Raw genomic sequence first — 24,140 nt, forward strand, 5'->3', positions numbered from 1 at the left:
ACCAAAACAGGAGACGAGAATGGTGGTGAAAAAGCAGTTGGCAGTAATGGGGAGCGCCCTGGCCCTGGCCTCGGCCGCGCTACCCGCAATGGCAGGCAATACGGGACTGGCCTTCGTCCACGGCACCGGCAAACAAACCGACGCCGCGACCGATTACTGGACCCATGACATGATCAATTCGGTGCGCCAGGGTTTGCCGAACCAGAACCTGACCATTGTCATCAATTGTGACTTCGACCAGTACATGTGGACTGCCGGCGCGGCGGGCTGCCTGGCCGACCAGCTGCATCCCTTCATCGTCAACAACAACATCACGGACCTGGTGGTGGAGACCCATTCGAACGGCGGCAACATCTTGCGCTGGGTAATGTCCAACCCGACCCAGGACAGCCGCTATCCCGCCATCATCAATGCGATCCGCTGGGTCAATGCGCTGGCGCCGTCGTCGCTGGGCACGCCGTTGGCCGACGCCACCATCAGCGGCAACGCGTTCGAGAGCGCCGTGGGCTGGCTGCTGGGCTACAAGAGCGACGCGGTACGCCAGCAGCAGACCAGCTGGATGGCCAGCTATAACGCTTCCTGGCTGTATGGCACGGCGGGCCGTCCGGCGCTGCCGAAACCGTTTTATCACGTGGTGGGCACGGACGTGGATTCATCGCTGTTCGATGGCGACAGTTATTGCGGCGGCTACCACTTGAACGTCGGGCTGGAAGTCACGCAGGCCTGGCTGAACAGCTGTTCGGACGGCTTCCTCGATTGCAGCAGCCAGGCCGGCGCGGGCTTGCGCTGGTTCCAGGACAAGGAACGCACGGCCGAGGCCGAACCCCTGTCGCACAACCAGAGCCGCCGCCAGTGCTTCGGCCTGGACGTCATCCTGCGCAACGATATCTGAACGGAGAAGCCCAACATGAACTTGAAATTATCGATGATGGCGGCGGCGCTGGCTGCTGCAAGCGTTTCCGCTGCCGCCGTGGAGCTGTTGCCGAAACAGGCGGGCGACCTGGAGCCGGCGCTGGTGGCGGCGGCAAAACCGGCCATGCAAACGGCCAAGGCGGGCGTCCCGGGGCAGTCGCGCGAGGCGGTGGCGCTGAGCTGGGCGTCGGCGGATGCCGGCGTGGCGGCGTCCACGCCGCATGAAGCGGAAAGCCGCGAGTCGTACACCATCGTCACGGGCGCGGAACTGGCCAGGGGCGTGCCGCTGCATACCACCGCGCCGCGCGCCGTGGTGCGGGTGCAGGCGTTCGATAGGTCCAGCCCCCGTTCCAACCTGGCGATCCACCCGCAATCGATGACGGTGATCGACAAGGCGGGCCGCGCCCACGGCTCCGCCGAGGCGATGGAAGCGCTGGTCACGGACGACAAGCTGGCCAAGGCCGACTTGCCGTTTGCGCCCGGCACGTCGGCGTTCCGCCTGCACCAGGGCTTGGGTGCGGGCCAGTTCAAGCTGCGCGCGGACAACCTGGGCGAGAACGAACGCTTCCTGATCAACGTGGTGGAACCGGACAGCCCGGTCTCGCTGACGATGCAGGCGGGCGCCGCCGCTTACCTGCATGGCCAGCAATTGTCGTTATCGTCGGAATTGCGCAGCAAGGATGGCGCCAAACCGGCGTGGTCCAAACTGGAAGGGTACGTGATGTCGCCGACCGGCCGCCGTTTCCCGCTGACGTTCAAAAATGGCGCGGGCGGGCGCATGACGGCGCAGCTGGCGCTGGATGCGGATGAAGAACTGGCGCCGGGCCTGTGGGAAGTCCATGCGCACGGGCACGGGAAGGCCAAGCAGGGCGAAGTCATGCGCTCGCTGCGCCTGGCCTTCCCGGTGGCGATGCCAACCGCCAAACTGGACCGCAAAGTGGCGTTGGCCGACAGCAAGGGCGGCATCAGCGTGAACTTCGGTGTCGAAGCGGCGCAGGCCGGACGCTATGAAGTGCGCGGTGTGCTGTACGGCACGGTGCAGGGAACATTGAAGCCGGTCGGCGTGGCGCATGCGGCGCAATGGATGGAAGCGGGCAGCGGCAGCATCGCGCTGAACTTTGCGCCGGAATTGCGGGCCGCTGCCACGGGGCCCTATGAAATCCGCGAACTGTTCCTGCTCGACCAGGGCCGCATGGGCGTGCTGCAACGCCAGCAGCGGGCGGTCGTCATCGACGAGCGGGAACTGGCGCGCGTGAGCCCACGCCCGGAAAAGCTGGCCACAGCGCCAACGCAGCGCGTGAAGTAACGGTGCTCCGGAAGCCTGGCGCCTCGTCGCGATAGCATTTTGTCTGCACGCTTAAAGCGAACGATAGTACTTTTGGGGCCAAGCCCCGTAATGTCGATTAGATTATGCCCAGGCGATGGGCGTCTTGCCTTTGGCTTCCAGGTAGGCGTTGGCCCGTGAAAACGGTTTGCTGCCGAAGAAGCCCCGGTGCGCGGACAGCGGGGACGGGTGGGGCGAGGTGATGACCAGGTGGCGGCGCGTGTCGATCAGTTCGCGTTTCTTGATCGCATAGCTGCCCCACAGGATAAACACCAGGTTGTCCCGGTCCTGTGACAGCTTGCGGATCGCGCTGTCGGTGAATTGTTCCCAGCCTTTACCGGCATGCGAACCGGCGGTATGGGCGCGCACGGTCAGCACGGCGTTCAGCAGGAACACGCCCTGCCGTGCCCAGTCCGACAAGTCGGTGCGTGTGCGCGCGATGCCGGTATCGTCGGCCAGTTCCTGGAAAATGTTTTGCAGGCTCGGTTGCGGGCGGTTGCCTTCCGGGACGGAAAAGCAGAAGCCCATGGCGGCGCCCGGCGTGTGATACGGGTCTTGCCCGAGGATGACGACCTTGACGTCGTCAAACGGCGTCAAATCGAAGGCGCGGAAGATATCGCGGCCCTGGGGAAAACAGCGTCCGGACGCATATTCATTGCGTACGAACGCCGTCAGGCCGTCCCAGTACGGCTGTTCGAACTGGTCCTGGAGCTCGCGCTTCCAGGACGCTTCGATGCGGACTTCAGCCAATCAGGCTTGTTCCAATACGTTGTGCGCCTGCTGGTCCGCGTGGTACGACGAACGCACCATCGCGCCCACGGCCGCGTGCTTGAAGCCCATCTTGTACGCTTCCTCTTCGAACATCTTGAAGACGTCCGGGTGCACGTAACGGCGCACCGGCAGGTGGCTGTTCGATGGCGCCAGGTACTGGCCGATGGTCAGCATGTCGATGTCATGCTCACGCATGTCGCGCATCACTTGCAGGATTTCCTCGTCGGTTTCACCCAGGCCGACCATGATGCCGGACTTGGTTTTCACGTTCGGGTACAGGGCCTTGAAGTCTTTCAGCAGCTTCAGCGAGTGCATGTAGTCGGAACCCGGGCGGGCTTCCTTGTACAGGCGCGGCACGGTTTCCAGGTTGTGGTTCATCACGTCCGGCAAGCCGTCGGCGAAGATATCGAGCGCCTTTTGCAGGCGGCCACGGAAGTCCGGCACCAGTACTTCAACGGTGGTCTGTGGCGACAGTTCGCGGGTTTTCTGGATGCACTCGACAAAGTGGGCGGCGCCGCCGTCGCGCAAGTCGTCGCGGTCGACCGACGTGACCACGACGTAGTTCAGGCGCAGCTTGGCGATGGTGTTGGCCAGGTTTTGCGGTTCTTCCTTGTCCAGCGGGTCCGGACGGCCATGGCCCACGTCGCAGAACGGGCAGCGGCGGGTGCACTTGTCGCCCATGATCATGAAGGTGGCGGTGCCCTTGCCGAAGCACTCGCCGATGTTCGGGCAGCTCGCTTCTTCGCACACGGTCACCAGCTTGTTTTCACGCAGGATGTCCTTGATTTCATAGAAGCGCGACGAGGTCGACGCCGCCTTGACGCGGATCCACTCCGGCTTTTTCAGGCGCTCCACCTGCTCGATCGGGGTGATCTTGATGGGAATGCGCGAGGTCTTGCTGGCGCCTTTCTGCTTTTCGCTGGCGTTGTAAGCGGGGGCGTTGCTGGAAGTGGTCTCGGTAGTCATAGGCTTAATTCGATACAGTGGTTACTTCGGCAGGCTCGGCCGCTTGTAGCAGCCGCACCAGTTCGTTGGCTAGCGCCAGCTGCACATCGGCCAGCGGCGCTTCCACGCCCATCGAACGCATGTCGATGGTTTCCAGACCAGAGTAACCGCAGGGGTTAATCCAGGAAAATGGGGTCAGGTCCATCCCCACATTCAGCGACACCCCGTGGTAGGTGCAGCCGTTGCCGCGCACTTTGAGTCCCAGCGCGGCGATCTTGGCGCCTTGTTTCGGGCCGCCAGCGATGTAAATGCCCGGCGCACCGTCGATGCGTTCACCGGCAAGATTATACGTGTGCAAGACGTTGATGATGGCTTGTTCGATTTTGTGGACGAACTGGCGCGCATACAGTTTGCCGCCCGGCTTGTTGCGGCGCAGGTCCATCATCAGGTAAATCACCACCTGGCCGGGGCCGTGGTAGGTGACTTCCCCGCCACGGTCGGTCTGCACCACGGGAATCGCGGCGGCGGCGCTCAGCAGGTGGCCACGGTCGGCACCCAGGCCCAGGGTGTAGACGGGCGGGTGCTCGACGATCCACAGTTCATCGGGCGTGTCCGGCGTGCGCGCGTCGGTGAACGCGCGCATGGCGGCAAACGTGGGTTCGTATTCGGCCTGGCCGAGGGTGCGAATAAGCGCCGGGGCAGTAGACATGGACGGGTTTGTTACTGAAAACCCCGCCATTATAAGTCAGTACTGAATTACTTTCCCGGCGCCCTGCCTATTTTGGTGGCAGAAAATTGCAGAATGATAGTGATTTGGCAGGCTTTTTCGATGCTTTGTTGATGCGGCCGGCAAGCTTAACCGGCGGCCAATTTTGCTTTTTCCACCAGTTTCAGCCATTGCTGCACGGGTTCACGCTGCCACTGGGCGTTGGCGTAGTCCTTCAGCTTGGCCGGCACCTCGTCGCCGCTGGCGACCAGGCGCTGCAGCATCATGGCCAGGTCGGTGTCGGCAATCGACCATTCGCCGAACAGGTTGGCCCCGTCGATGAGCTTATCGGCGGCGCGGAACAATTTGTCCGCGGCCGCACGCGCCTCCGGGGAAAGAGGTTGCGTGGCCGGCTCGTGGAAAACAGTCAGGGTGCTGCGTTCTTCGCGGATCGGCATCAAGTCGCTGCGCACCCAGGCCTGGACTTCGCGGGCGCGGGCGCGCTGCTGCGAGGTTTTCGGATATACCGCCTTGTATTCAGGGGCGGGAAACACTTCTTCCAGGTATTCGGTGATCGCCGACGATTCCGTCAGCACAAAGTCGCCATGCACCAGCGCGGGAATCCGGCCATTGAGCGCCAGGTCGCGGTAAGCCGGTTGCCGGTGCTGGCCGGCATTCAAGTCCAGCACTTCCAGGTCAAAGGGAATGCCCTTTTCCGTCAGCGTGACGAACACGGACATGGCGTAAGGGCTGGAAAATTCGCTGTTGACGTAAAGCTTGAGGTTCATGGGGCAATTCCTTGTGGTTGGCATTTCATGTTACGTCTTGCTCAATTAGCCACATAACGATATATTTTCTCCATCCTTGTTAATTTTATTCACAAGAAAATGCGCATGCCCGCCTTTCCCGCCCTGCGCGCCTTCGAGGCGGCAGCGCGGCATGAGAATTTTTCCCGTGCCGCTGATGAATTGCATTTGACTCACGGCGCCATCAGCCACCAGGTGCGCGCACTGGAGGACGAGTTGGGTGTGCAGTTATTCATCCGCAATGGCCGCCACGTGAAAATCACGCCCGACGCCCGCAAGTTTGCGCAAGCCTTGAACAAGGCCTTTGCCGATATCGTGCAGGCGGCGGAGGCGGTGCGGCCGCAGCAGGGATGCCGCCGCCTGGCGATTTCCTCGATCCCGTCCTTTGCCGCGCGCTGGCTGGCGCCCAGGCTGGGCCAGTTCATCGAGCGCCACCCGGATATCGAAGTGCTGCTGCAAGCGTCGGGCCAGTTGCAGGACCTGGAGCGGGAAGCCATCGATGTCGGCATCCGCTTCGGCCGGGGCCGCTATCCGGGGCTGGTGGTGCAGCATTTGATGGGGGATATTTATTACCCCGTGGTCAGTCCGTCTTACCGGGGCGGGGACTTGCCGCGCACGCCGCAAGACTTGGCGCAGGCGACCTTGTTGCGCTCGAACGAGCCATGGCTGCCATGGTTCCGGGCGGCGGGATTACACCTGGCGGAACCGTCGGGCGGCGTCATGTACGAGGATTTGTCGATGCTGATCCGCTCGGCCGTTGATGGCGACGGCGTGGCCCTGGTGCGCCACGTGGTGGCGATGCAGGAAATCGCATCGGGACAACTGGTGCGGCTGTTTGATATCGCCACGCCCAGTGCGGATGAATATTACATTGTCAGCCCGCCGGCGGCGGCGGCGCAGCCCCACGTGCAAGCCTTCCGCGCGTGGCTGTTGGCGCAAATTGCGGAATTCCTGCCGCAATTGCGCCTGGGGTCGGACATCACATCACGATCTTGACCATCGGATGGCCGGACAGTTCGGTGTACAGCGCGTCCAGTTGCGGGCGGCTGGTGGCGCGCACGATTACCGTCAGGCCGGTGTAATTGCCCTTGGACGACGGACGCACTTCCATCTTGCCTTCATGGAAAGTCGGGTCGTGCTTGATCACCAGCGCCAGCATGGTCGTGGCAAACTCGTCGTGGGTCAGGCCCATGATCTTGATCGGGAAATCGCTTGGGTATTCGATCAGCGATTCGGAGGGGGCGGTAGGCGTGGCCATGATAGTAATTCCTGTCAAAACAAATAGATACAGGCAATATTGTACCGTAGCACGCGGCTTTCAAGTCGCCGGCAAGGACGGCGGCACGGGTTCCATGCCGCCGTCCCGGACTTAGGCGGCCGGCTTGGCCGACAGGCGCTTGAGGCGGTCCAGCGCGGATTCACCGCCGCCCGCCGCTTCGTTGGCCACCGACTTGCGCAGCGCATCGAGTTCGGCTTTCTGGTCGTGCGGACGCTGGCCGATGTCCGCCACGATCTTCATGCCGGCCGCTTCATTCGATACCGCTTGCGCGCGGCGCGTCAGTGCATTCAGCGCGCTGGAATTGCCCTGCAAGCCTTTCAGGCCATTCAACTGTTCCTGGCGCTCGGCGCGCACCTGCTGCAAATCGCGCTGCGCTTTCGCGGTCGCCAGCGCCTGCATGGCTTTCTTGGCGGCGGCATCGAAGTCGGCCAGTTGCTGCGACAGGGCATCGACGATTTTCTGCAGCTCATCCATGTATTCCTGCGCATCGGCCGCTTCCTGTTCTTCCAGCGGCAAGCGGGCTTTATTCGCTTCCAGCTCGTCGCAGAACAGGTTGATGGTGGCTTCCGAAATCTTGCCGGCCGCCAGGCGCTCACCCAGCGTATCCGCGGCGCGTTCATCGTTGGCGATCAGGTCGCGCAACTTGATGACGTCATTGCGCTCCTTGTCGAAGGAGGAACGGGCAGCGGCCAGCTTTTGCGCAGTGGCGCGCAAGGTGTCGGCCAGGCGGTCACGGTCTGCCTCGGTCGCCGTTTCTGGATCGAAGTTGGCGATTGCTTCGGATACGCGGTCGCCCAGCGCGCCAAAGTGTTTCGAGATCAGGCGTGCGGTCAGGCCCCAGCCATTGGAGTTGCTCATAGTCGTGTCCTTCCTTTCAGTTTAAATAACTTGGGCGCCGGGCATTCAGGCCGGGCTTCCACATGAAAAACAACGCGGCCATCATCACTGGATGACGATCCGTTCCTGCTCCACCGGTATCCCAATGACAAAGTCCACATGGATACCGCGTTTGCTGCTGTCGCCGTTCACGCTGCGGATGATTTCCGTCGTGATCAGCAAATATTCCGGTCCCGCCCCGCCGCGCAGTTCCCGCACATAGGGCATGAAATACACATCCTGCTGCAAGCCGCTACTGCCCGCCGCGTCGTCGATGCGGGTTTCTCCACCCTGGTAGGGCTGGACCCATTCGGCGTTCGGATCACCCGCATCGCGCTGGAAATCGATGCCCTCTTCGGCGCCAAATACCAGTTCCAGGTCTTGCGCATCGAGGCCATAGTCGCCCAGCTGGTTGCGCCACAGCGTGTAGCTGCGGTCACCCAGGCCATAGCCCCGTTCGCCCGTGTACGCTTCCTGGTCTTCCACGGTTTCCGGGATCACCCGCGCCAGCTGCGTGCAGTACATGATTTCGGCCACGTTGCCCTGCGCATCGACATACACTTGCAGGAATTTTTCATCGGCCTGGTCATCGCCCTTGTCGAGGTAATAGCGGTAGACCTTGCCGGACAAATTCAGCTTCAGCCGCGAAATCGCCAGGATGCGGAAGTCGGCCGCCTGCGGCAGCGCAATCAGCGAACCGGCGGTATTGGCGCGCAACAGCGAACCCTGCTGGATCGTCACCATGCTGCCGATACGTGCATTCAGCGGCAATCGCTGGTCTTCCGGCGCATCCACGGCGCCCTGCTTCATCGCCGCGTTGCGTATGTATCCGAATGCATCCTTCCAACCCATTTCAATCTCCCAGCGAATAGTTAGCGCCTGGACGGCTCGCCTTGCGGCGCGTAAAGACCTTGTACAGCGTAAAACCAATGATGCCCAGCATCACCCAGCCAAACCAGCCGATGCCCGAGGATTCCTTGGGCGCCTTGCGTTCCGCCACTGGCGCAGGTTGCTGTTCCTGCGCTTGCGGTACCGGTGTGGCGGTCGGCGCATCCGGATTCATCGGATTGGGCACCGTCGCCATCCCGGGCGAAGTACTGGTGTCGCCGCTGCCAACCGGGCCGATGGAACCGACGTCGGACGGCACGTTGGTCGGCAACGGCTGTTGCTGTTGCTGCTGCTGTGGCGCCTGGTTCGCATGGGCGCCGCCGGCAATCACACTACCCAGCACGGCGCCGGCGGCAGCCGCGCCGGCGGTGCCCCAGCCGCTCGGACGGCTCTGGTCCTGGCGGTAGCCGCCGTTATTGCCACCGCTATAACCGCCGTTGTAGCCGGGGTTGTTGTTGTAGCCGCCATTGTTGCCATACTGCGGCGGCTGCTGCGGCGCCTGGCGCGGCATCACCGGGTCCGATGGCGGCAACTGGCGCTGTTGCGCGGTGCGTTGGTCCATCGTGCGCACCGCATTGTCTTGCGCGGACTTTTGCGACATGTCGCGGTTCATGGCGGACCGGCTGCCGCCGGAAGCGGACTCCGCTTCCGGCGCGCGGCGGGAACCAAAGGTGCCAAACGAGCCACGGTTCGACGACGGTGCGGCCGTTGGGCTGCGCGACGGCGTACTCTTGGCAGTGTTACTGCGTTGCGACGAAAATCCGCCTTTGTAAGAACCCGAACTTTGGGTTGGCCTGGCTTCCGCCAGCGGCCCGCCTATCGCCAGTGACAGCGATAAAGCGAGTACTACGGCTTTGCGGAGAGACTTCATCATGTATCCTGATCGTCTTGAGGTTGATTAAATAACAGCATAATAGCTGGCAAACATTTACGCATCGGTAAAAAAACACCAGCTTTACCACCATGACACGCAAATACTCTGACATGAATCAGCACGACGCTTTGTATACCGTCGCCCGAAACTACCCTGGCGGCATCGAAGCATTGTCCCAATGCATGGGCATTTCGGTGAACGTTTTACGTAACAAATTGTCACCAACCATCGCTTCCCATTACCCTTCGTTTGAAGAAGTATCGACCATTATCGACCTGTGCCAGAAAGCCGGCGTCCCCAATGCGCTGATGCCGCTGCACGCGATGCTGGTCCGGCATGGTATGGCGGCCTTCGTGGTGCCGGTACCGGAAAAGATTGCGCAAGATGACTTGTCGCAAACCGTGTGCCGCGTCATGAGCCAGGTCGGCGACGTGGCGGAAGCCGTGTCGCAGTCGCTCATGGACGGCAAGATCACGCCGTCCGAGGCCGACCTGATCGAACGCGAATTCAATGCCGCCCTGTCGGCGCTGGGCGAATGGCGCGCCCGGATCCGTTTGCTGGCCGATCCGAAAGGCGGCGGCTGATTCCCCGGTAAAAAAAATGCCAGCCGGTAAGGGCTGGCATAAACTATTTTGTATTGGGAGGAAAATAGTGCGTGAAGATCACGTGACGCCACTGTAACGACTTCCTCCCGGCCCGGCCACCGCGTTGGGACGGACTGCAGAATTTCAGGGATGAACGACCAAAATCCAGGGCTGGGCGGCAGCGATCCGCCCAGGCCGTGTCATTCCTGGTTCTTGCGGCGGCCGTTATCCTTGTTGTCCTTTTCTTCCCGTTGCGGGCGGCGCTGTTCCGCCGCCGGTGCAGGTTGCGGCTGGGGACGGGCTTCCTGGCGCGGTTCCTGGCGCTGCTGCTGTTGCTGCTGCGCCTGCTGCTGGCGCATGGCTTCACGCTGTTGGCGTTGCTGTTCCTGGCGCTGGGCGTCTTGCCGTTGGGCTTCCTGCTGGCGCTGCTGCTCTTGCCGCTGCATTTCCTGGCGCTGCTGGTCCTGGCGTTGCTGCTGTTCGCGCTGCTGGGATTCCTGGCGCTGGCGCTCCTGGCGTTGCGCATCCTGACGCTGGGCTTCCTGCTGGCGTTGCTGCTCTTGCCGCTGCATTTCCTGGCGCTGCGCATCCTGACGTTGCGCCTCGTGCCGCTGGCCATCCTGGCGCTGGCGCTCCTGGCGTTGGACTTCCTGCCGTTGCTGGTCCTGGCGCAGCGCTTCCTGGCGTTGCTGTTCCTGCTGCTGGGCGTCCTGCCGCTGGCGTTCCTGGCGCTGCCCCTCTTGCCGCTGCTGGTCCTGGCGCAGCGTCTCCAGCCGCTGGCGCTCCTGCCGCTGCTGTTCGACGTGTTGCTGCGGCAGTTGCCCCGGCTGCAATGCTTGTGGTTGCGGTTGGCTGATGCGGCCCCGTTCATCGCGGTCATTGCGGTCATTGCGGCGCTCGCCATCGTCGCGGCCCGGACGGTCAAAGCGGCGGCGCTCGTCTTGCCCGGCGCCTGGCTGCTGCACCACCGTGCCACCCGGCATGACGCGCTGCGGTTGGCCCTGCAAGGCATTGCCTGGCACCGGCTGGCCCACTGCCGGGCGCTGATCGCCATGGCGGTCGCGCCAGTCATCGCGCGATTCGCGGCGGTTTTCAATCACGCGGCCCGGACGGTTGGCCAGTGGCGGCGCCACCGGTGGCGCGCTGATCAGCGGCGCCTTGCGCACATCGCCCGGCGGCAGCGCCACGCGCGGTTCGCGGCCCACATTGACGATGCTGCGGCGTTCGAAATATTCACGCGGCAACACGGTCACGCCATCGCGGCGGCCGTCGCGGCGCGGATCTTCCTTCCAGCGCACCTTGCCGTTGTGCTGCCATTCCAGGCGGCGCTCATGTTCCACCGACACGCGGTAGTTCGGCACATAGCGGTCGCGCGGCGTCAACGGATACCAGCCGACGCCGGGACCGGCGCGGTGGTCGCGGAACGTGACGTTCCAGCCGCTGCCGCCGACCCAGCCCACCAGTGCCGGCGCCCACACCGGGCGCACCACGGTGCGGCCCGGGGCCCAGAACCAGCGCGACTGCACAAACACCCAGCGGCCATAGTGCGACGGCGCATAGCCCCACGGCGCATCGTCGACCCAGGTCCAGCCCCACGGCGCCAGCCACGTCCAGCGGCCATCGCGGTAAGGCGCCCAGTCGGACGCCACGCCACGGGGCGCCCACAGCGGGCCGTAATCCGGGTCTTCGCGCCAGCTGCCATGCTGGTCCAGCTCTTCATAGCCGGTCATGTCGGCCGTCACGTAGCGCAGCGATTGCGAATTGTCATCGCGGCGGTCGCGCGCCTGGACCCAGTCGTCAAACTGCGTGCGCTGCGCCACCCCGGTGAACAAGTCGTCGCCGCGCACTTCCAGGCGCTTGCCCGCGCGCAGGCTCATCGAGGTGCCGGCGCCATCGACGCGGCCGCTACCGGCCAGCATGGTCACCACGCTGGTGTCCGGCGCACGTTCGGTATCGACCCGCAGCGCGCCCGGTTCCGTCAAGGTCACGCGCGCCTGTGGCGTGCTCAGTTCAAAACCGCCGACATGTTCGGGATTGCGCACGCGCACGCTGGCGGTGCCGTAATCGAGGCGCAGGCGCAGCACATTGTCATCGAGGTCGAGCACTTCCAGGCTGGAGTCGCCATCGAGCCGCACGGCGGTCGAGCCGACGCGGAATTCCGTGCGCGATCCCGGCGCCGCCGTGATACGGGTGCCCGACGTCACGGGCCAGTTCACCAGGTTGCCGCCCGCCTCGTCGCCATCGGCTTCCTGCACGGTGACCTGGCCTTCGACCACGGACACGCGCGCCACGCGGGCCGGCGGGTCATCGGCCATCGCCAATGACGTCACGGCGACCAGCGCGGACAACAGAATGAGATGCTTGATTTTGCGATGCATGGCGTTACGCTCCGGGAGCAGGGGAATGATAGGTATTAAACGCTTGATCGGCCGCAACGACGACGTCCGTTACACATTTTTTCAACCAGGCGCTCTGTATAAGGTCAAGCGTGCGCACCACCGCGTTTGACGAAGAATAAAGCCGTACCGACGCCCATTAACAAACCGCCAAATACGCGGTTTTGCGCCTTGACCGCCTTGGCATCGCGGAAAAAGCGCTGCATCGAAGCCGCCAGGAAGGCATAGCCATGCATGACCATCAAATCGATGGTGCACATGGTCACGGCCAGGATCAGCAATTGCGGGACCAGCGGATGGTCTTGCGCGATGAATTGCGGCAGCACGGCCACCATGAAAATAATGCCCTTGGGGTTGGTCGCGTTGGTGAGAAAACCAGTCAGCACGCGGCGGCGCAAGGACGGTGCTTGCTCAAGCACCACTTGCGCGCCCGGTCCCGGCGCCGCCGTGGCGCGCCATTGCGCCAAACCGAGCCAGATCAGGTACAGCGCGCCCACGGTTTTCACCACATTGAACGCCACTTCCGACGCCAGCAGCAGCGAGCCGACCCCGGCGCCGGCAATTGCCAGCACCAGCAGCAAGCCGGCCTGCAAGCCCAGGATGGTGCCGCTGGCCTTGCGCACGCCGTACGACAAGCCGTGCGACATCGACAACACCGCGCCGGAACCAGGCGAGACGGCAATGATGCAGGCGGCGATAACAAAGGTGATCCAGGTGGCGAAGGTCATGGCAGTACTCCGGGGAAAGATTCAGCCATTGTAGCGGCAGTCTATTTTTTGGGTGGCCTGTTGCATATGCGGTAAGATTGCCGCTACGTTTAACATAGATCAACCCAATTTCCACTGCCATGAAACCTGCCCCACATACCCGATTGTCCACTTTGCATACGGAGGGCTGCTGATATGGCCGGATCCAGCCTGCTGGCGCTGATTGACGACATCACCACCATCCTTGACGACGTTGCCGCCATGAGCAAGGTCGCCGCCAAGAAAACCGCCGGCGTGCTGGGCGACGACCTGGCGCTGAATGCGCAGCAAGTGGCGGGCGTGCAAGCCGACCGCGAATTGCCTGTGGTCTGGGCGGTGGCGGTGGGTTCCATGAAAAACAAGGCGATCCTGGTGCCTGCCGCACTGGCCATCAGCGCCTTCGCGCCGTGGTCGGTGACGCCGCTGCTGATGATCGGCGGCGCCTACCTGTGCTTCGAGGGCTTTGAAAAAGTCGCCCACCCGCTGCTGCACAGCGACGCCGAAGATGAAGCGCACCACGCCGAACTGTCGGCGGCGCTGGCCAATCCGGCGGTCGACATGGTGGCGCTGGAAAAAGACAAGATCAAAGGCGCGATCCGTACCGACTTTATTTTGTCGGCGGAAATCATCGTGATTGCACTGGGCACCGTGGCGGAAGCGCCGTTTGGGCAACAGGTGGCGGTGCTGGCCGGTATTGCCGGCCTGATGACGGTGGGTGTGTATGGCATCGTGGCCGCCATCGTGAAAATGGATGACGCGGGCCTGTACCTGTCGCAGCGTCCCGGCGCCAGCGGTTTCACCAAGGGCGTGGGCCGCTTCCTGCTGGCCGCCGCGCCGAAACTGATGAAATTCCTGTCGGTGGCCGGCACCCTGGCCATGTTCATGGTGGGCGGCGGCATCCTGACGCACGGCATCCCGGGTGCGCATGACGTGATCCACCATGCGGCCGAAGCCGTGGAAGGCATCGGTGGCGTCGGCCCGGCGCTGGCGGCCGTCACGCCGCCGGCGCTCGATGCGATTGCCGGTGTGGTGGCGGGTGGCCTGGTGCTGGCCGTGGTCACCGCCGTGGGCAAGGTGGTGAATTTGTTCCGCCGCAAGGCCTGAGGCTGAGGGGTACCGATGATGGTGTTTCAACTTTGCAAGGAGGAAATATGATGAAGGAGCCTGTGAGTCAGCGTCCCAGCGCCGCGTTTGTCGGCGCATCGTGGGCAGCCCTGCTGGTGGGCGTCATCACTTACCTGTCCGGCTTGTGGAACGCCTCCATGGCGCTCAATGAAAAGGGGTATTACTTCACGTTGCTGGCGTATGGCCTGTTTTCCGCCGTCTCGCTGCAAAAATCCGTGCGCGACCGCATGGAAGGCATTCCCGTGACGAACCTGTACTTCGGCCTGTGCTGGATGTCGGTTTTGCTGGTCTTGCTGTTGCTGACGGTCGGTTTGTGGAATGCGGCGCTGGCCTCCAGCGAAAAAGGCTTTTATGCGATGTCGTTCGTGTTGAGCCTGTTCGCTGCGGTGGCGGTGCAAAAGAATGTCCGCGACAGCAGCACCTCCCGCGCGTCAACCAGCGACCTGGCCTGATTTCTTCTTCGGATTTTTTGGCTTCTTTGGTAATGGCGGCGGCAGGGCCGCCGCCATTACCCGCGCCAGCCCGCACAGCCACTCGCGCTCATCCCATTTCTCTTCCGGCACGACATACCACGGCTTCGCCTGGGGATACGGCGGCGCCTGTTCCGGCTCGCCCATGTAGTCCTTGCCGGCGGGGACCGGCTTGATGAACAGGCGGTCGTCGCACACCAGCGCAAACATCTTGCCATCGCAGTAAATGGCATACTCGCCAAACATCTTGCGGGCGTCGACCGGGCCTGCCGCGGCGAACTGGTCCACCAGGAAATCCACAGTGCTTTGCTGCGATCCCATACGCTCTCCTAATCCGGGGAATTTTGATCTACGTCAATAAAATTTCGTGCCCCACTCCGTAAACTGGCTGCATAGCTTGCGATATAGCAAGAATATCAACTGCCGGAGGGCGCGATGCGCACGAATTTACCCGTTACCAACCGTGAAGTCGAATTATCGGCCGACCAGGCCATTGTTTCCAAGACTGACCTGAATGGCAACATCACGTATGTGAACCCGTATTTCGTCCAGGTCAGCGGTTTTGCCGAAGACGAACTGATCGGCGCGCCGCAAAACATCCTGCGCCACCCGGACATGCCGCCGGAAGCCTTCGCCGACCTGTGGCATTCGATCAAAGAGGGCACGCCGTGGACCGGCCTGGTGAAAAACCGCTGCAAGAATGGCGATTATTACTGGGTCAAAGCCAATATCACGCCGATCCGGGAAGCCGGCCGCACCTTGGGCTACATGTCGGTGCGCACCAAGGCGGACCGCGACCAGGTCGCCGCGGCGCAAGCGGCTTACCAACTGATCCGCGCCGGCGACAAGCGCATCGCCATCCGCAATGGCCAGGTAATCCACCTCGGCTTCAACAACCTGCTGTCGCGCCTCAGCCATATGTCGCTGGGCATGCGTATCTGGGCCGCCACCAGCGGCGTCAACGTGCTGCTGGCGCTGGTCTGCATTGCCAGCCTGTTCGGCGACGGCGCGGCCGACCTGACGCGCTACACCATCTTTGGCGCCACCTTTATCGGGCTGCTGGTCAATGTGTTCCTGTGGTACACGCTGCGCACCAGCGTGCTGCAGCCGCTGGGGCGGGCGCTGGACGGGGCGCGCTCGATTGCCGCCGGCGACTTGTCCGGCAGCTTCGACACCCACGCCACCGATGAAGTGGGCCAGTTGCTGCGCGCCCTGCAGCAAATGAACAGCAACCTGATCGCCACCATCCGCGATGTGCACGTCAACGTGGAAACCATGGCGGTGGCCACGCGCCAGATCGCGGCCGGCAATGCCGACCTGTCCGGCCGCACGGAGTCGCAGGCGGCCAGCCTGGAAGAAACCGCCTCCAGCATCGATGAATTCTCGTCCACCGTGAAACAGAATGCGGAAAATTCCGCGCAAGCCAACGACCTCGCGGTGGCGGCGTCGGACGTGGCGGTGGAAGGCGGCCAGATCGTCTCCGAAGTGATTGCCACCATGGATGAAATCAATGCGTCGTCGAAAAAAATCGTCGACATCATCGGCCTGATCGAAGGCATCGCCTTCCAGACCAATATCCTGGCCCTGAATGCCGCCGTGGAAGCGGCGCGCGCCGGGGAACAGGGCCGTGGCTTTGCCGTGGTGGCGGGCGAAGTGCGCAACCTGGCGCAGCGCTCGTCGATGGCGGCCAAGGACATCAAGCAATTGATCAACGTTTCCGTCGACAAGGTCAGCCTGGGCATGGAGCGCGCCAACCGCGCCGGCGACACCATGGAACAGGTGGTCGGCGCGGTGCAGCAAGTGACCGCCATCATGCGGGAAATTTCCGTCGCCTCGCGCGAACAAAGCATCGGTGTCGACCAGGTCAACCAGGCGATCGCCCATATGGACCAGGTGACCCAGCAAAACGCCGCGCTGGTGGAAGAAGCCGCGGCGGCGGCGGCCAGCCTGGCCAACGAAGCCGGTGGCTTGAAGCAGGCGGTCAGCCTGTTCAAGTTCGGCAAGGCGGTATTGCCGGCCGCCCCGTCCACCGTGCGTCCGATCCGTGGCGCCCAAGTATCCGCGCCCACCAGCGTCAAACGCCTGGCTGCTTAAGGAAGTCCCGTCATGCATACCATCGCACCCCAGTACCCTGTGCAATTCGACGCCTGCACCATTGAGCGTCTCAGCACGTCCGGTCCCCGCTACACGTCGTATCCGACCGCTGACCGGTTTACCGCCGGGTTCCGCTATGGTGATTTCCTCGAAGCGCTGGCCGGCATCAAGATGCGCGGCCCGCGCGGTCCACTGTCGCTGTATGTGCACATCCCGTTTTGCGAATCGATCTGCTACTACTGCGGCTGCAACAAGATCATTACGCGCGACCGCACCAAGGCGGCGGTCTACCTGTCATACCTGAAGCAGGAAATCGACATGCAGGGCAAGCTGTTCGCTGGCATGCACCAGGTCGATCAGCTGCATTTCGGCGGCGGTACGCCGACCTACCTGAGCGACCGCCAGATGGACGAATTGATGGCGCACCTGCGCCGCCACTTTGCCTTCGCGCCGGACGGCGCGGGCGAATATTCGATCGAGATCGATCCCCGCACGGTATCGCCGGAGCGGGTGCACACGCTGCGCAACCAGGGCTTCAACCGGATCAGCCTGGGCGTGCAGGATTTCGACGCCGACGTGCAAAAAGCCGTTAACCGGCTCCAGCCGGAAGCGCAAACCCTGGCGGTGATGCGGGCGGCGCGCGACGCGGGTTTCCGTTCGATCAGCATCGACTTGATTTACGGCTTGCCGAAGCAGACGCTGGAGACCATGAAGCAAACCATCGCCAAGGTGGTGGCGGCCAGCCCGGACCGCATTTCACTGTACAACTACGCGCACATGCCGCATTTGTTCAAGCCGCAGCGCCGCATCAGCGAAGACGACTTGCCGCCGGCCGGCGTCAAGCTCGACATGCTGGCGCTGTGCATCAACGAACTGACGCAGGCGGGCTATGTGTACATCGGCATGGACCATTTTGCCAAGCCCGATGACGACCTCGCCGTGGCGCAACGCCAGGGCCGGTTGCACCGCAATTTCCAGGGTTACTCGACGCATGCCGACGCCGACCTGGTGGCGCTGGGCGTGTCGGCCATCAGCTCGGTCGGCAATACCTACAGCCAGAATGAAAAGACGCTGGACGCCTATTACGAACAGCTGGAACTGGGCCGCCTGCCGGTGGCGCGCGGCATCCGCCTCGATACCGACGACTTGCTGCGCCGCCACGTGATCCAGCAATTGATGTGCAATTTCGAACTGGCGGTGGCGTCGCTGGAACAGGCGTATCCGATCCGCTTCGATCACTACTTTGCCAAGGAGCTGGCGCAGTTGCAGGCGCTGGAAGCCGATGGCCTGGTGGCATATGACGGCGCGTGGCTTTCCGTGACCCTGAAGGGCCGCCTGCTGATCCGCAATATCTGCATGGTGTTCGACCGCTACCTGGGCTTGCCGCGCGCCGTGCAGGAAACCGCCGAGGTCCAGCCGCTGCGCTTTTCCCGCACCATTTGACGGGTTGACTTGAGGGATTGATGCGATGAACCTGCTGCCCTTCTTTGCCGCCGGCCTGGCCGCCAGCGTTCACTGCGTGGGCATGTGCGGCGGGATCGCCGCCACCTTGGGTGGCGCGGCGGCACGGCCACCCTCCGGTGAGACGGTGGCGCCGTTGGTATTCCATGCACCCCGTGACGGCGCCGCCATCGCTACCACTGCCAGCGCCGCGCTGGCGGCATATGCCATGCTGGCCCGCCTGCTGCGCATCGCCAGCTTCAACGCGGGCCGGATCGCCAGCTACATGATGGCGGGCGCCGTGGCGGGCGGCCTCACGGAAGGCGTGTTGGGACTGGCGGCGGCCGCGCCGCTGCAAAGCGCCGCGCTGGCGCTGGCCAACCTGATGCTGGTCGCGGCGGGGTTATATCTGATGAATGCGTGGCAGGGACTGGCCCATGTCGAGCGGCTTGGCCAGCATGTCTGGCGCCGCGTGCAGCCGCTGCTGCGTCCCCTGCTGCCAATGGATACGCCGGCCAAGGCGCTGGCGGCGGGCGCGCTGTGGGGCTGGCTGCCGTGCGGGCTGGTGTACAGCATGCTGGCGACCGCCATGCTCAGTGGCGATGGCTTCAAGGGCGCGGCCATCATGCTGGCCTTCGGCCTGGGTACGATGCCGCTGCTGTTTGCGGCGGGCCTGGCGGGCCTGGCGCTGCGCCGCTTCCTGCAGCGGCGCGCGGTGCGCATCGCTTGCGGCGTGCTGGTGATGATGTTTGGCGTGCTGGGCCTGCTGCGGCTGGCGGGCGTGCTCATTCCCGGCATGCCGGCGCTGCACGGGTGGGCGGATGTGTTGTGTATCGGAGGTGTGTGATGGACGCCGCATTCGAAACGGCTTTTGGCAGGGGCGCGGCACGGCGCATTGCGCGCGCGCGGGAAGGCGGCGCGGCTGTCCCGGATGCGGCCCGGCGCCAGGGCGCCAGCTGTTTCCATTGCGGGTTGCCGGCGGCAATGCCTTCCCAATGGCAAGTTGCCATCGATGGCGCGGAGCGCACCATGTGTTGCCCCGGTTGCGCCGCCGTGGCGCAAGCCATCGTCGATGCCGGCCAATCGTCGTGGTATGCCACGCGCGACGGCTATGCCGCCACGGCGGCGGGCGCCGATGCGCTGCCACCAGAATTGGCGCTGTACCGCAACGACGATCCCCGTTTTGCGTTCGATGCCACCGATTGCCAGGCCGTGCTGCTGGTCGAAGGCATCCGCTGCGCCGCGTGCGTGTGGCTGATCGAGCGCAGTTTACTGCGCTTGCCGGGCGTGGCCGGTGCGGAGATGAATGTGGCGACGGGCCGCCTGTGCGTGCGCTGGCGCAAGGATGGATGCGAAGCGGCGGACGTGCTGCGCGCACTGCATGCGATCGGTTATCCGGCATGGCCGTATGACGCGGCCCGCCACAGCCACCAGTTGCAGCAATCGGGCCGCGCGCTGGGCCGCCGCCTGTTCGTGGCCTGCCTGTCGATGATGCAGGTCATGATGTATGTGGCGCCGGCTTACCTGGCCGATGACGCGGTCAACCAAGGGACGCTCGATGCGGGCATGGCGGCCTTGATGCAATGGGCCAGCCTGCTGTTGACCTTGCCCGCGGTCTGCTATTCCGCCACGCCTTTCTTCCGTGGCGCCTGGACCAGCCTGCGCGCCCGCGCCCTGGGGATGGATGTGCCGGTGGCGCTGGGAATCGCCGCCGCCTTTGGCGCCAGCGTGACCGCCACCTGGCGCGGCCACGGCGACGTGTATTACGACTCGGTCACGATGTTTATTTTCCTGCTGCTGTGCAGCCGCTGGCTGGAACTGGCGGCGCGGCGCAAGGCCGCTTCCGCGCTGGAACGCCTGCAGCATGGCTTGCCCGCGTCGGCATCGCTGCTGGCCGGCTGGCCTGCCGCGCGCGGCGCCACCGTGGTCGATGCGGCGGTGCTGAAGGCGGGTGACATCATTGCCGTGAGACCCGGCGAAACCTTTGCCGCCGATGGCGATCTTGTCGAAGGAACCACCTCGGTTGATCTGTCGCTGCTGACGGGCGAGAGCGCGCCGCAAACCGTTGCCGCCGGCGCCAGTGTTCCGGGTGGCGCCATCAATGCCGGCCACGCCGTGCTGTTGCGCGTGACGCGGGCGGCCGGCGACAGCACCCTGGCAGGCTTGCTGAAGCTGGTGGAAAAAGCCGGCAGCGCCAAGCCTGCCATCGCCCTGTGGGCCGACCGCACCGCATCGTGGTTCGTGGCGGCGCTGTTGTTGCTGGCCACGGCGGCATGGCTGTGGTGGCACTGGATGGACCCGGCCCGCGCCTGGCCGGTCGCGATTGCCGTGCTGGTGGTGTCGTGCCCGTGCGCGCTGTCGCTGGCCACGCCATCGGCGCTGGCGGCCGCCACCGACCGCCTGCTGGCGCAAGGCATCCTGGTGGTGCAGCCACACGTGCTTGAAACCCTGCACCGCGCCACCCATATCGTGTTTGACAAGACCGGCACGCTGACCGAAGGCAAACCCGCCGTGCGCCACGTGGCGCGGCTGGGTCCGGGCGCAGGCCCCGACTGCCGCGCCGCGCTGCAGATCGCCGCCGCGCTGGAAACGCACAGCGCGCACCCGATCGCCCGCGCCATCCTGGCCGCTGCGGCGGAAGGCGGCATTGCCGCGCGATGGACGGCGATGGACGTGCGGGAAACCGCGGGCCAGGGCCTGGAAGGATCGATTTGCGGCCAGCGTTACCGCCTGGGCAATGCCGCCTTCGTGGCGGCGATTGCCGGACCGGAGAAGGGCGCGCAGTCGGGAGCAAAGCAAGACGCGGAGCAGGGGAGCGGCCCGGCATGGTCCGGCGACAGCATGGGCGCTGTCTACCTCGGCGCCGACAACGCTTGGCTGGCCTGTTTTTACATCAGCGACGCGCTGCGCGCCGATGCCAGACAGACGGTCGATTATTTCCGCGCGCACGGCAAGCAGGTGGTGCTGCTGAGCGGCGACCGCGATGCCCTGGCGCGGCAAGTGGCGCGGCAACTGGGCATTGCGATGGTGCAGGGCGATTGCCTGCCGCATCAAAAAGTCGAGGTTGTGCAGCGCTTGCAGCAGGACGGCGCGGTGGTTGCCATGGTGGGCGACGGCATCAACGATGCGGCCGTGCTGGGCAGCGCCGACGTGTCCTTTGCCATGGGCAGCGGCGCGGCGCTGGCGCAGGCCCATGCCGACGCGGTGTTGTTGAACGGCCAGTTGCATGCGGTGGCGGACAGCGCGCACAGCGCCCGGCGCGCTATGGGCGTGATCCGGCAAAACCTGGCCTGGGCCATGCTGTACAACGCCACCGCGATACCGGCCGCCGCCTTTGGTCTCCTCAATCCCTGGCTGTCCGGCGTCGGCATGGCGCTCAGTTCCGCCGTGGTGGTCATCAATGCCATGCGGTTGCGAAAGGCATAATCATGGAAGCTTTGTATTTGCTGGTGCCGTTGAGCGTCGCGCTGGTGTTTGGCGCGATCTGGCTATTCTTCAAAGCGTCCGACGGCGGGCAGTTCGACGACCTGGTGGGACCGGGTTTGCGCGTCTTGCAGGATGACGATCGGGCGGACGTAACGCCGCCGCGCTAAACGAAATCCATTCGGGCAATTTTGATCCACATCAAAGTTTTTTACCGCCCCTCCCCGTAACCTTTGACCTACATCATCAAAGCGTTCTACGGGAGAACACCAAAGTGGAAAACTATAATTACCGGGTCGTCAAGCAGTTCGCCGTCGCGACTGTCTTGTGGGGCGTGGTCGGCATGCTGGTCGGCGTCATCATTGCCGCCCAGCTGGCATGGCCCGCGCTGAATTTTGACATTCCCTGGCTGACCTACGGTCGCCTGCGGCCTTTGCATACCAATGCCGTCATCTTCGCATTCGGCGTCTCCGGCCTGTTTGCCACATCGTATTACGTGGTGCAGCGCACGTGCCAGGTCCGGCTGTTCTCGGACAAGCTGGCCGCCTTCACGTTCTGGGGCTGGCAAGCGGTCATCGTGGCCGCCGCCATCACCCTGCCGGCCGGTCTCACGCGCGGCAAGGAATACGCGGAACTGGAATGGCCGGTCACCCTGCTGATCGCCGTGGTGTGGGTCGCCTACACCATCGTGTTCTTCGGTACGCTCATCAAGCGCAAGGTCAAGCACATCTATGTCGCCAACTGGTTCTTCGGCGGCTTTATCCTGGCGGTGACCCTGCTGCACGTGGTGAACGGCATGAGCATGCCGGCCACCCTGTGGAAATCGTATTCGTTCTACACCGGCGTGCAGGACGCGATGATCCAGTGGTGGTATGGCCACAATGCGGTGGGCTTCATCCTGACCGCCGGCTACCTGGGCATGGTGTACTACTTCATTCCGAAGCAGGCCAACCGCCCGGTGTATTCGTACCGCCTGTCGATCGTGCACTTCTGGGCGCTGATTTTCACCTATATGTGGGCCGGTCCGCACCACCTGCATTACACCGCGCTGCCGGACTGGACCCAGTCGCTGGGCATGGTGTTTTCCCTGATCCTGCTGGCGCCATCGTGGGGCGGCATGATCAACGGCATGATGACCCTGTCGGGCGCCTGGCACAAGCTGCGCACCGACCCGATCCTGAAATTCATGATCGTCTCGCTGTCGTTCTACGGCATGGCCACGTTCGAGGGCCCGATGATGTCGATCAAGACCGTCAATGCGCTGTCGCACTACACCGACTGGGGCATCGCCCACGTCCACGGCGGCGCGCTGGGCTGGGTCGGTTTCATCACCATGGGGTCGATCTACTACCTGTTGCCGCGCCTGGCGGGCCGCAAGGAAATGTGGAGTACGCAACTGGTGGACCTGCACTTCTGGGTCGCCACCATCGGCATCGTGCTGTACATCGCCGCGATGTGGATTGCCGGCGTGATGCAAGGTCTGATGTGGCGCGCGGTGAACCCGGACGGCACCCTGACCTACACCTTCGTGGAAAGCGTGAAGGCAACCTATCCGTACTACGTGGTGCGTGTCCTGGGTGGTGTGCTGTACCTGAGCGGCATGTGCGTAATGGCCTACAACACGTGGATGACACTGCGCGGCCAGAAGACGCCGGAAGCTCGCATTCCCGAATTAAAAGCTGCCTGAGGAGAGCCAAATGAAATTTTCCCATGAATGGATCGAGAAAAATCCCTGGCTGCTGATCGTGCTGGTGGTGCTGGTGGTATCGGTGGGCGGGGCGGTGGAAATCATCCCGTTGTTCTTCCAGAAATCCACCACGGAACCGGTGGCGGGCATCAAGCCATACAGCCCGCTGCGCCTGGCCGGGCGCGACGTGTATGTGCGCGAAGGCTGCTACGGCTGCCACTCGCAAATGATCCGCCCGTTCCGCGCCGAGACCGAGCGTTATGGCCATTATTCGGTGGCCGGTGAATTCGTGTATGACCGCCCGTTCCAGTGGGGCTCGAAACGCACCGGCCCGGACCTGGCCCGCGTGGGCGGCCGTTACAGCGATGAATGGCACCGCACCCACCTGGTCAATCCGCGCGACGTGGTGCCGGAATCGAACATGCCCGGCTATCCATGGCTGTCGGCGACCGCGCTGAAACCCACCGAGATCGTGCCGCGCCTGCGTGCGCTGCAGCGCCTGGGCGATCCGTATACCGACGCCGAGATTGCCGCCGCACCGAAAGAGCTGGAAGGCAAGACCGAAGAAGATGCGCTGATCGCGTACCTGCAGGGCCTGGGCACCGCCATCAAGACACGCAACTGAACAAGGAACTGACATGGACCTGAATTTATTGTTCGACCGCGCCGCCAGCGTGATGACGGTCGTTTCTTTCATCACTTTCATGGGCATCGTGCTGTGGGCCTGGGCGCGCAACAACCAGCCCCGCTTCGCGGAAGCCGCGCAACTGCCATTCGCTGACGGGGAGGATTGA

Annotated in this window: 25 protein-coding genes; 14 read left to right on the forward strand and 11 right to left on the reverse strand. The window is 63.7% G+C overall.

Features of this window, described 5'->3' with window-relative positions; translation table 11 throughout:
* Positions 1–19 precede the first annotated feature (19 nt).
* Together AC1RRC_RS13270 and AC1RRC_RS13275 are read left to right on the forward strand one after the other, a co-directional pair.
* Complete coding sequence (locus AC1RRC_RS13270) at positions 20–892, forward strand: hypothetical protein (RefSeq protein ID WP_493055940.1); 873 nt, start codon at positions 20–22, stop codon at positions 890–892.
* Between the two features lie 15 nt (positions 893–907).
* Positions 908–2,218, forward strand: a complete 1,311-nt coding sequence (locus AC1RRC_RS13275; protein WP_493055941.1) for a DUF4785 domain-containing protein — start codon at positions 908–910, stop codon at positions 2,216–2,218.
* Positions 2,219–2,320: 102 nt separating this feature from the next.
* Here the strand turns inward: AC1RRC_RS13275 and AC1RRC_RS13280 are convergent, their stop codons facing one another.
* The 4 genes from AC1RRC_RS13280 to yfcF all read right to left on the reverse strand — a co-directional run bounded on the left by AC1RRC_RS13280 (position 2,321) and on the right by yfcF (position 5,446).
* Positions 2,321–2,986: a uracil-DNA glycosylase gene (locus tag AC1RRC_RS13280; protein WP_493055942.1), complete on the reverse strand. Its 666-nt coding sequence runs from the start codon at positions 2,984–2,986 to the stop codon at positions 2,321–2,323.
* On the reverse strand, positions 2,987–3,973 hold the full coding sequence (gene lipA / locus AC1RRC_RS13285; RefSeq protein WP_493055943.1) for a lipoyl synthase: 987 nt from the start codon (positions 3,971–3,973) through the stop codon (positions 2,987–2,989). It abuts the gene before it with no gap.
* A gap of 4 nt (positions 3,974–3,977) precedes the next feature.
* Entirely contained in the window at positions 3,978–4,661 is a 684-nt protein-coding gene (gene lipB / locus AC1RRC_RS13290) for a lipoyl(octanoyl) transferase LipB (protein ID WP_493055944.1), read from the reverse strand.
* Positions 4,662–4,807: 146 nt separating this feature from the next.
* On the reverse strand, positions 4,808–5,446 hold the full coding sequence (gene yfcF / locus AC1RRC_RS13295) for a glutathione transferase (RefSeq protein WP_493055945.1): 639 nt from the start codon (positions 5,444–5,446) through the stop codon (positions 4,808–4,810).
* A gap of 99 nt (positions 5,447–5,545) precedes the next feature.
* Here yfcF and gcvA point away from each other — a divergent pair, with 99 nt between their 5' ends.
* Positions 5,546–6,460: a transcriptional regulator GcvA gene (gene gcvA / locus AC1RRC_RS13300; RefSeq protein ID WP_493055946.1), complete on the forward strand. Its 915-nt coding sequence runs from the start codon at positions 5,546–5,548 to the stop codon at positions 6,458–6,460.
* Here gcvA and AC1RRC_RS13305 read toward each other — a convergent pair.
* The 4 genes from AC1RRC_RS13305 to AC1RRC_RS13320 form a co-directional block, all read right to left on the reverse strand.
* Positions 6,444–6,722, reverse strand: a complete 279-nt coding sequence (locus AC1RRC_RS13305; RefSeq protein WP_493055947.1) for a DUF493 family protein — start codon at positions 6,720–6,722, stop codon at positions 6,444–6,446. The two genes, gcvA and AC1RRC_RS13305, sit on opposite strands and share 17 nt — an antisense overlap.
* Positions 6,723–6,833: 111 nt before the next feature.
* Positions 6,834–7,601 carry a hypothetical protein gene (locus tag AC1RRC_RS13310; protein ID WP_493055948.1) on the reverse strand — a complete coding sequence of 256 codons (768 nt, stop codon included), beginning with the start codon at positions 7,599–7,601 and terminating at the stop codon, positions 6,834–6,836.
* Positions 7,602–7,685: 84 nt separating this feature from the next.
* Positions 7,686–8,471, reverse strand: a complete 786-nt coding sequence (locus AC1RRC_RS13315; protein WP_493055949.1) for a DUF2491 family protein — start codon at positions 8,469–8,471, stop codon at positions 7,686–7,688.
* 1 nt (position 8,472) lies between these two features.
* Positions 8,473–9,381, reverse strand: coding sequence for a hypothetical protein (locus AC1RRC_RS13320; RefSeq protein ID WP_493055950.1), 909 nt, complete (start codon positions 9,379–9,381; stop codon positions 8,473–8,475).
* Positions 9,382–9,491: 110 nt separating this feature from the next.
* Here AC1RRC_RS13320 and AC1RRC_RS13325 point away from each other — a divergent pair, with 110 nt between their 5' ends.
* The gene (locus AC1RRC_RS13325) at positions 9,492–9,965 is read left to right on the forward strand and encodes a phage regulatory CII family protein (protein WP_493055951.1); all 474 of its coding nucleotides are present in this window, start codon (positions 9,492–9,494) and stop codon (positions 9,963–9,965) included.
* Positions 9,966–10,165: 200 nt separating this feature from the next.
* Here AC1RRC_RS13325 and AC1RRC_RS13330 read toward each other — a convergent pair whose 3' ends face one another.
* Both AC1RRC_RS13330 and AC1RRC_RS13335 read right to left on the reverse strand, forming a co-directional pair.
* Positions 10,166–12,343 carry a DUF6600 domain-containing protein gene (locus AC1RRC_RS13330; RefSeq protein WP_493055952.1) on the reverse strand — a complete coding sequence of 726 codons (2,178 nt, stop codon included), beginning with the start codon at positions 12,341–12,343 and terminating at the stop codon, positions 10,166–10,168.
* Positions 12,344–12,447: 104 nt separating this feature from the next.
* On the reverse strand, positions 12,448–13,089 hold the full coding sequence (locus tag AC1RRC_RS13335) for a LysE family transporter (RefSeq protein ID WP_493055953.1): 642 nt from the start codon (positions 13,087–13,089) through the stop codon (positions 12,448–12,450).
* Between the two features lie 174 nt (positions 13,090–13,263).
* Between AC1RRC_RS13335 and AC1RRC_RS13340 the strand changes: the two genes are divergently transcribed.
* Together AC1RRC_RS13340 and yiaA are read left to right on the forward strand one after the other, a co-directional pair.
* A complete protein-coding gene (locus AC1RRC_RS13340) occupies positions 13,264–14,211 on the forward strand; it encodes a DUF808 domain-containing protein (RefSeq protein ID WP_493055954.1) in 948 nt (315 codons plus the stop codon).
* A gap of 50 nt (positions 14,212–14,261) precedes the next feature.
* Complete coding sequence (gene yiaA / locus AC1RRC_RS13345; protein WP_493056001.1) at positions 14,262–14,684, forward strand: inner membrane protein YiaA; 423 nt, start codon at positions 14,262–14,264, stop codon at positions 14,682–14,684.
* Here yiaA and AC1RRC_RS13350 read toward each other — a convergent pair.
* Entirely contained in the window at positions 14,664–15,023 is a 360-nt protein-coding gene (locus AC1RRC_RS13350) for a TfoX/Sxy family protein (RefSeq protein WP_493055955.1), read from the reverse strand. The two genes, yiaA and AC1RRC_RS13350, sit on opposite strands and share 21 nt — an antisense overlap.
* Before the next feature lie 114 nt (positions 15,024–15,137).
* On the opposite strand from AC1RRC_RS13350, the gene AC1RRC_RS13355 reads away from it, so the two are divergent.
* From AC1RRC_RS13355 to AC1RRC_RS13390, 8 genes are all read left to right on the forward strand, one after another.
* Positions 15,138–16,796: a methyl-accepting chemotaxis protein gene (locus AC1RRC_RS13355; protein ID WP_493055956.1), complete on the forward strand. Its 1,659-nt coding sequence runs from the start codon at positions 15,138–15,140 to the stop codon at positions 16,794–16,796.
* A gap of 12 nt (positions 16,797–16,808) precedes the next feature.
* Entirely contained in the window at positions 16,809–18,239 is a 1,431-nt protein-coding gene (hemN, locus tag AC1RRC_RS13360; protein WP_493055957.1) for an oxygen-independent coproporphyrinogen III oxidase, read from the forward strand.
* 25 nt (positions 18,240–18,264) lie between these two features.
* Positions 18,265–19,083, forward strand: a complete 819-nt coding sequence (locus tag AC1RRC_RS13365; protein ID WP_493055958.1) for a sulfite exporter TauE/SafE family protein — start codon at positions 18,265–18,267, stop codon at positions 19,081–19,083.
* Entirely contained in the window at positions 19,083–21,662 is a 2,580-nt protein-coding gene (locus tag AC1RRC_RS13370) for a heavy metal translocating P-type ATPase (protein WP_493055959.1), read from the forward strand. Before AC1RRC_RS13365 ends, AC1RRC_RS13370 begins: the two co-directional genes overlap by 1 nt.
* 2 nt (positions 21,663–21,664) lie before the next feature.
* Entirely contained in the window at positions 21,665–21,829 is a 165-nt protein-coding gene (ccoS, locus tag AC1RRC_RS13375; protein ID WP_493055960.1) for a cbb3-type cytochrome oxidase assembly protein CcoS, read from the forward strand.
* Between the two features lie 104 nt (positions 21,830–21,933).
* Positions 21,934–23,346, forward strand: coding sequence for a cytochrome-c oxidase, cbb3-type subunit I (ccoN, locus tag AC1RRC_RS13380; RefSeq protein ID WP_493055961.1), 1,413 nt, complete (start codon positions 21,934–21,936; stop codon positions 23,344–23,346).
* A gap of 10 nt (positions 23,347–23,356) precedes the next feature.
* Positions 23,357–23,971, forward strand: coding sequence for a cytochrome-c oxidase, cbb3-type subunit II (gene ccoO / locus AC1RRC_RS13385; protein ID WP_493055962.1), 615 nt, complete (start codon positions 23,357–23,359; stop codon positions 23,969–23,971).
* Between the two features lie 13 nt (positions 23,972–23,984).
* Positions 23,985–24,140, forward strand: coding sequence for a cbb3-type cytochrome oxidase subunit 3 (locus tag AC1RRC_RS13390; protein WP_493055963.1), 156 nt, complete (start codon positions 23,985–23,987; stop codon positions 24,138–24,140).

It is taken from the genome of Pseudoduganella sp. GW821-FHT12E03 (assembly GCF_058807115.1).